At 69.9% G+C, this 6,426-nt stretch carries 7 protein-coding genes and 3 tRNA genes; 5 read left to right on the forward strand and 5 right to left on the reverse strand.

The genetic code is table 11. The features are described from left to right. Positions 1–122 precede the first annotated feature (122 nt). The 4 genes from ACFWW9_RS36395 to ACFWW9_RS36410 all read right to left on the reverse strand — a co-directional run bounded on the left by ACFWW9_RS36395 (position 123) and on the right by ACFWW9_RS36410 (position 862). Positions 123–196 (reverse strand) — tRNA-Phe (locus tag ACFWW9_RS36395). Positions 197–229: 33 nt separating this feature from the next. Further along, positions 230–303 (reverse strand) — tRNA-Asp (locus ACFWW9_RS36400). Positions 304–356: 53 nt separating this feature from the next. Continuing rightward, positions 357–429, reverse strand: a tRNA-Glu gene (locus tag ACFWW9_RS36405). Positions 430–616: 187 nt separating this feature from the next. After that, positions 617–862 (reverse strand): hypothetical protein, encoded by a 246-nt coding sequence (locus ACFWW9_RS36410; RefSeq protein ID WP_390386882.1) that lies wholly within the window; start codon positions 860–862, stop codon positions 617–619. Between the two features lie 151 nt (positions 863–1,013). On the opposite strand from ACFWW9_RS36410, the gene ACFWW9_RS36415 reads away from it, so the two are divergent. The 4 genes from ACFWW9_RS36415 to ACFWW9_RS36430 all read left to right on the forward strand — a co-directional run bounded on the left by ACFWW9_RS36415 (position 1,014) and on the right by ACFWW9_RS36430 (position 4,471). Further along, on the forward strand, positions 1,014–1,361 hold the full coding sequence (locus ACFWW9_RS36415; protein WP_390386883.1) for a hypothetical protein: 348 nt from the start codon (positions 1,014–1,016) through the stop codon (positions 1,359–1,361). Positions 1,362–1,491: 130 nt separating this feature from the next. After that, positions 1,492–1,701 (forward strand): heavy-metal-associated domain-containing protein, encoded by a 210-nt coding sequence (locus ACFWW9_RS36420; protein WP_390386884.1) that lies wholly within the window; start codon positions 1,492–1,494, stop codon positions 1,699–1,701. 7 nt (positions 1,702–1,708) lie between these two features. Further along, entirely contained in the window at positions 1,709–3,943 is a 2,235-nt protein-coding gene (locus tag ACFWW9_RS36425) for a heavy metal translocating P-type ATPase (protein ID WP_390386885.1), read from the forward strand. A 198-nt stretch (positions 3,944–4,141) separates the two neighbouring features. Beyond that, positions 4,142–4,471, forward strand: a complete 330-nt coding sequence (locus ACFWW9_RS36430) for a hypothetical protein (protein WP_390386886.1) — start codon at positions 4,142–4,144, stop codon at positions 4,469–4,471. A 67-nt stretch (positions 4,472–4,538) separates the two neighbouring features. Here the strand turns inward: ACFWW9_RS36430 and ACFWW9_RS36435 are convergent, their stop codons facing one another. Beyond that, entirely contained in the window at positions 4,539–4,742 is a 204-nt protein-coding gene (locus ACFWW9_RS36435; RefSeq protein WP_106186934.1) for a cold-shock protein, read from the reverse strand. 400 nt (positions 4,743–5,142) lie between these two features. Here ACFWW9_RS36435 and ACFWW9_RS36440 point away from each other — a divergent pair, with 400 nt between their 5' ends. Continuing rightward, on the forward strand, positions 5,143–6,318 hold the full coding sequence (locus ACFWW9_RS36440) for an Ig-like domain-containing protein (RefSeq protein ID WP_390386888.1): 1,176 nt from the start codon (positions 5,143–5,145) through the stop codon (positions 6,316–6,318). The last annotated feature ends 108 nt before the right edge of the window (positions 6,319–6,426 follow it).

Here is a 6,426-nt window from a genome sequence, read left to right on the forward strand (position 1 = left end):
GCGGGGGGTCGCGGCGGCCCACCCCCGCCCGCCGTGGGCGACTGGGGCGAGAGCCCCAGAGGCGCACAGAACGAGACAGCCCTGTCTGCGATTTCCGCAGACAGGGCTGTCCCGATGTCGAGTGGCCAGGGGCGGGGTCGAACCGCCGACCTACCGCTTTTCAGGCGGTCGCTCGTACCAACTGAGCTACCTGGCCATGTAGCGGCCGGGATTTGACCGAACGCTATAGCGACCCAGACGGGACTCGAACCCGCGACCTTCGCCGTGACAGGGCGACGCGCTAACCAACTGCGCCACTGGGCCTTGCTGTTAATCTCTTCGTGCAGTCTAGCTTGTCACTTTTCTAGCCTAACACGTGCCCCCAACGGGATTCGAACCCGTGCTACCGCCTTGAAAGGGCGGGGTCCTAGGCCGCTAGACGATGGGGACCCTTGCAACTTCCGGCAGCCCTTGTGTGGGCCACCCTCTGTCTCGGGCCCTCCAACCGCTGTCCGTTGGAAGCTCCGTAAGCATAGAACACAAGTCCCCATTACTCCAAAACGGGGTCCCACTTATCGGCTGATCTGCGGAAATGGGCTCCGACGGACGTGTGCGCGCCCGTCGGAGGTCCGCTGGGCTACCTCTGAACGGGTGTGGGGCCCCCGTCCTCGCCTGGCGACAGGCCGAGCATGTCCAGCAGGAGGCGGCAGTCCTCCGCGTCCACCGCGCCTCGGGCCACCGCCAAGCGTGCTCGGTGCACCTGCTGGTCGGAGATCCGCGAGGGCTCCCCTGATCGTTGGGCGGGGACGCCGCCCGCTGCCTGCCTGGACAAACCGTCGTCCTGCGTCCACAGGAACTGGCGGACTTCTAGGGACCCGCTCATGACACCCTCCCCGACTTGAGGTTGGCGCGAGGCTAAGCGACCTCGGTCGGGCGCCGCAGCCCCCCGGAGAGTGATTCCCCCGCGACTCACTGTCACTCCCAGTAGGTGCCCACGCGGAATCACGCCTGAACGACCGGGGAAGGATGGACGTATGACTGACGTGGAGCCGACCCCCGAGTCCGCGCCGGACTCCTCCCCGCTGGACCCGCAGGCGATCTTCGCCGGCTTGTCGATCACGGACATGGAGGCCGACGTCGAGGCCCTGCTGGACGAGCGGATGAGCAAGCTCGACGACATGCTCGACGGGCTGGACCGGCTCGTGGCGCGCATCGAGGGCGAGGTGGCGCAGCTCGAGACCACCACCTCGCCGGACGCCACCGAGCCGCCACCCGCGGCCGAGCCCGCCGCCGAGCCGCCGCCCGCACCGGCAGAGCCCGACGCGGCGACGACACCCGAGCCCTCGACCGACCCCGCGGACCCGGCCGACCCTCCTAAGTAGACTCGAACGGTCACGCTCGGCGCTCGGTCGGGCACAGCGGGTAGCGCGTGATCAGTCGCACCGTGACACCCCGGTACCCCCTGGGGGTATGGTGAACTCAGCGTCTCCACGATCGAGAGGACCACGGCACATGTCCGTCACCGCCACCTTCACCGTCTCCGGGATGACCTGCGGGCACTGCGTCAGCTCCGTCACCGAGGAGCTGACCGAGCTCGCGGGCGTCACCGACGTGTCGGTCGTGCTCGACAGCGGCGCGGTCACCGTGACCAGCGACCGCGAGCTGGGCCAGGACGAGGTGAAGGCCGCGGTGACCGAGGCCGGCTACCAGCTGGTCGGCTGATCGCGCCATGACCACCACGGAGTCCAGGCCCCACGACCGCGTCGAGCTGGCCATCGGCGGCATGACGTGCGCGTCCTGCGCGAACCGGATCGAGCGCAAGCTGAACAAGCTCGACGGCGTGACCGCGTCGGTCAACTACGCCACCGAGAAGGCCAGCGTGGCGTTCCCGGTCGGCATGCGGGTCGAGGACCTGGTCTCCACGGTCAAGGCCGCGGGCTACGAGGCCACGCCGCCGAGCGCGGACCCCGTCCCGGAGGAGAACGAGAGCGGTGAACTGGGGCTGCGGCTCCAGCTTGCCGTGCTGCTGGGCGTCCCGGTCATCGCGCTGTCGATGGTCCCGGCGCTCCAGTTCCCGGCGTGGCAGTGGTTCTCGCTGGCGTTGGCGAGCACGGTGGTGTGGGTGTGCGGCTGGCCGTTCCACCGGGCCGCCGCGGTGAACCTGCGCCACGGCGCGAGCACCATGGACACGCTGGTGTCCATGGGCGTGGTCGTCGCCTACCTGTGGTCGTTGTACGCCTTGGTGTTCGGCGGCGCGGGCATGATCGGCATGGTCCACGAGTTCAGCCTCGTGCCGCGCCCGTCGGCCACCACGGACATCTACCTGGAGGTCGCGGTCGGCGTGACCGTGTTCCTCCTGCTCGGCCGGTGGCTCGAAGCGCGGTCCAAGCGCAGCGCGGGCGCTGCCCTGCGGGCGCTGCTCGCGTTGGGGGCCAAGGAGGTCGCGGTCCTGCGCGACGGCCGCGAGGTGCGGGTGCCGGTCGGGTCGCTGCGGGTCGACGAGCGGTTCGTGGTGCGGCCCGGCGAGCGGATCGCGACGGACGGCGTGGTCGTCGACGGCAGTTCGGCGGTCGACCGCTCGATGGTCACCGGCGAGTCGGTGCCCGTGGAGGTCGGCGCGGGCGACGCCGTCGTCGGCGGGACCGTCAACGCGGGCGGCAGGCTGGTCGTGCGGGCCACGAAGGTCGGCGCGGACACCCAGCTGGCCCGGATGGCGTCGCTCGTGGAGCAGGCGCAGGCGGGCAAGGCGGAGGTGCAGCGGCTGGCGGACCGCATCTCGGCGGTGTTCGTGCCGATCGTGCTGGGCATCGCGCTGGTGACGCTGGCGACGTGGCTGCTGGTGGGCCGCCCGGTCGAGTTCGCGGTCACGGCCGCGGTGGCCGTGCTGGTCATCGCCTGCCCGTGCGCGCTCGGCCTGGCGACGCCGACGGCGCTGCTGGTCGGCACCGGCCGGGGCGCGCAGCTCGGCATCCTGGTGAAGGGCCCCGAGGTGCTGGAGTCGACCCGCCGCGTCGACACGATCGTCCTGGACAAGACCGGCACCGTGACCGCCGGGAAGCTCGCGCTGGTCGACGTGGTCACCGCCGACGGCGTCGAGCGGGCGGACCTGCTGCGGGTCGCGGGCGCGGTGGAGAACGGCTCGGAGCACCCCATCGCCGCCGCGATCGTGCGCGGCGCGGGCGCCGAGGTCGGGGAACTCCCGGACGTCACCGACTTCCGCAACCGCGAGGGCCTCGGCGTCACGGCGAGGCTGGACGGCCGCGAGGTCGTCGTCGGCCGACCGCGGCTGCTGGCCGCGCACGACGTGGACTTGCCCGCGGGCCTCAAGAACGCCGCAGACGAAGCGGAACGGGCCGGGCGCACGGTCGTCGCGGTGGCGGTCGACGGGAAGGCCCACGGCCTGCTCGCGGTGACGGACACGGTGAAGCCGACCAGCGCGGCGGCGGTGCGGGAGCTGCGCGCGCTCGGGCTGCGGCCGGTGCTGCTCACCGGTGACAACGCCGTGGTGGCGCGGGCGGTCGCGGCCGAGGTCGGCATCGACGAGGCCGACGTGGTCGCGGACGTGCTGCCGTCGGAGAAGGTCGACGCAGTGCGGGCGTTGCAGGCTCAGGGGAAGGTCGTCGCGATGGTCGGCGACGGCGTGAACGACGCGCCCGCGCTGGCGGCCGCGGACCTCGGGCTCGCGATGGGCACGGGCAGCGACGTGGCCATCGAGGCGGGAGACCTCACCCTCGTGCGCGGCGACCTCTTGGTGGCCGCGGACGCGATCCGCTTGTCCCGCAGGACTCTCGGGATCATCAAGGGAAATCTTTTCTGGGCGTTCGCCTACAACGTTGCCGGTTTGCCGTTGGCGGCACTCGGTTTCCTGAATCCCATGCTCGCGGGGGCCGCGATGGCTTTCTCCAGCGTGTTCGTGGTGACGAACAGCTTGCGGCTGAAGCGGTTCCGTCCTCGCGCGAGCTGAAGAAATACGCTTTACCCCCTCCCCGGAGGAGGGTGCGCGTGCAACAATCCGAATTGCTGACACACCCCCGGTCAGCACCTGTGGAGATCCCCTCCGGCCCCCGCGTTCCTCCCCCTGGCGCGGGGGCCTCTCCACGAGCGAAGCGTGACCGGGGTCACACTTTTACGGTGGCCGCAATCCAACCGTTATCCTATCGCGGTGCCCCTACCGTCCCTTGGTCGTTCGAAGTCCGGCCGTCACCGCCCGCCCCACCAGGAAGTGGTGGAGGGCGACGCGACGCCGGAGGCCGACGCCGACGATGAGCTGACCTCGTACCTCGCCGCGCTGGCACCGGAGACCGCCGACGTCGAGACCACCGCGTCCGGCACCAGCTTCGGCACCGCGCAGGTCTACCAGCTCCGCCTGACCCTCATGGACAACGAGCAGCTGAAGGAGCTGGCCGCCGAGCGCCAGACGTCCCCGCAGGCGCTCGCGACCGAGTGGGTCATGCAGCGGTTGCAGTGGGAAGCCCACCAGCGCGGTTTCTGACCCGCCGACACACGCGAAGAGGCCCCGCACCGGAATCCCGGTGCGGGGCCTCTTCGGTTGAACCGACTCAGATCGCCCGGACGTTCTGGGCCTGCGGGCCCTTCTGCCCCTGGCCGACCTCGAACTCGACGCGCTGGTTCTCGTCCAGGGAGCGGAAGCCGTTGCCCTGGATCTCCGAGTAGTGGACGAAGACGTCAGCGCCGCCGTTGTCCTGGGCGATGAAGCCGAAGCCCTTTTCGGAGTTGAACCACTTGACAGTGCCCTGTGCCATGTACCTGCCTCCATCGCAGGAAAGCTTGAGGTTGCACCATGCAACCCCCGGCCGTCCCGGGGGCATCTCCTCCGCTTGCCTCAACGAGAAGAGGGTCCGCCCGCGTGCTGTTCCGCGAGCGTGAGACACGAACACAGAAACCACGGCCTGCGAGGCCAGGGTATCGCTTGGGGAGGCCGAAGACTACAGGTCGAAGCGACCAAACCGGGCGCTCCGCGACCGTGCCGACGGCCGTGGTGAAGGGCCTGCTACAGGCCGGTTCCGGTGGTGTGGCCGCGATCTTCGGATGATCGACACCGAAGTCCGGCACTACGTGACCGGGATCACAATCCCGCTGGGACAACGCCGGAGTCCCACGACACGTCAGAGAGGGCGTAAAGCGTGGTGGGAGGGGAACCCAGTGGGAATTCGCAAGAGGTGGGCGGCAGCGGTGGTGCTGACCGTCGGGGTGCTCGTCGCGGGGTGCGGCGGCGGCTCGGAGTCGGCGACCACGGCCGCGACCGAGCAGCAGGCGAAGAACGTCGCCGTGCAGGTCCCGATGGCCGTCAGCACGACGCCCGCCAACGGCACCGAGGACGCGAGCCCGGCCGGACCGGTCAAGGTCTCGGTCACGGAGGGCAAGCTCGTGTCCGTGGCACTGACCAACGCCGACGGCAAGCAGGTGGCGGGGGCTCCTGCGGCCGACGGCACGAGCTGGGTGGCCAGTGAGCCGCTCGGGTACGGCAAGTCCTACACGTGGACCGGCACGGCCGTCGGCAACGACGGCAAGGAGGCGCCGATCACCGGCGCGTTCACGACCGTGACGCCCGCGCGGCAGATCAGCGGCAGCCTGAACGTCGGCGACGACCAGACCTACGGCGTGGCGATGCCCGTCGCGATCGAGTTCTCCGCGCCGGTCACCGACAAGGCCAGTGTCCAGAAGGCGTTGAAGATCGAGACCTCCGTGCCCACCGAGGGCGCGTGGGCGTGGCTGAGCGACACCGAGGTGCACTGGCGGCCCAAGGCGTACTGGACGCCCGGCACCACGGTGGACGTGCACGCGAACCTGTACGGCGTGCCCCACGGCGACGGCGCGTACGGCAGCCAGGACGTGACGGTGCACTTCACGATCGGCCGCGCGCTGATCGCGACCGCCGACACGCAGACCCACCGGTTCGTCGTCACCAAGGACGGCCAGCAGCTGTTCGACTTCCCGTCCAGCTACGGCCTGGAGTCCGACCCCGGCCGCGTCACGCACAACGGCATCCACGTTGTCATCTCGAAGTCGCCCGAGGTGTCGATGACGAACCTCAAGTACGACTACAAGGACGTCAAGGTCCCGTGGGGCGTGCAGATCTCGTACAACGGCGAGTACGTGCACGGCTACGAGGGCTCGCGGTACGCGCAGGGCAACGAGAACGTCTCGCACGGCTGCGCGAACCTGGCCCCGGAGAACGCGAAGCTGTACTACGACGAGGTCATCCCCGGCGACCCGGTGAACGTGACCGGGTCCAGCATCCCGCTCTCGGAAGCCGACCGGACCTACTACGACTGGGCTCTCGACTGGAGTGCTTGGCTCGCCAAGTCCGCGGCGTAAGCAGCAAAGCGAAGAGGGGCGGATAGGGTGTGGGGGGGCGATACGCCCCACTTTAGCGGTCTACAGGACGGTGACCAGTTGTGGCGTGGGTAACACAAACCCCGACAC

It is taken from the genome of Umezawaea sp. NPDC059074, assembly GCF_042738955.1.
In the GTDB taxonomy this organism is placed as follows: Bacteria; Actinomycetota; Actinomycetes; order Mycobacteriales; family Pseudonocardiaceae; genus Umezawaea.

What these genes read in the sequence shown, in the direction of transcription:
- ACFWW9_RS36410 (WP_390386882.1), bottom strand. Translation starts at nt 862, where the DNA reads ATGAGCGGGTCCCTAGAAGTCCGCCAGTTCCTGTGGACGCAGGACGAC.
- ACFWW9_RS36415 (WP_390386883.1), top strand. Translation starts at nt 1,014, where the DNA reads ATGACTGACGTGGAGCCGACCCCCGAGTCCGCGCCGGACTCCTCCCCG.
- ACFWW9_RS36420 (WP_390386884.1), top strand. Translation starts at nt 1,492, where the DNA reads ATGTCCGTCACCGCCACCTTCACCGTCTCCGGGATGACCTGCGGGCAC.
- ACFWW9_RS36425 (WP_390386885.1), top strand. Translation starts at nt 1,709, where the DNA reads ATGACCACCACGGAGTCCAGGCCCCACGACCGCGTCGAGCTGGCCATC.
- ACFWW9_RS36435 (WP_106186934.1), bottom strand. Translation starts at nt 4,742, where the DNA reads ATGGCACAGGGCACTGTCAAGTGGTTCAACTCCGAAAAGGGCTTCGGC.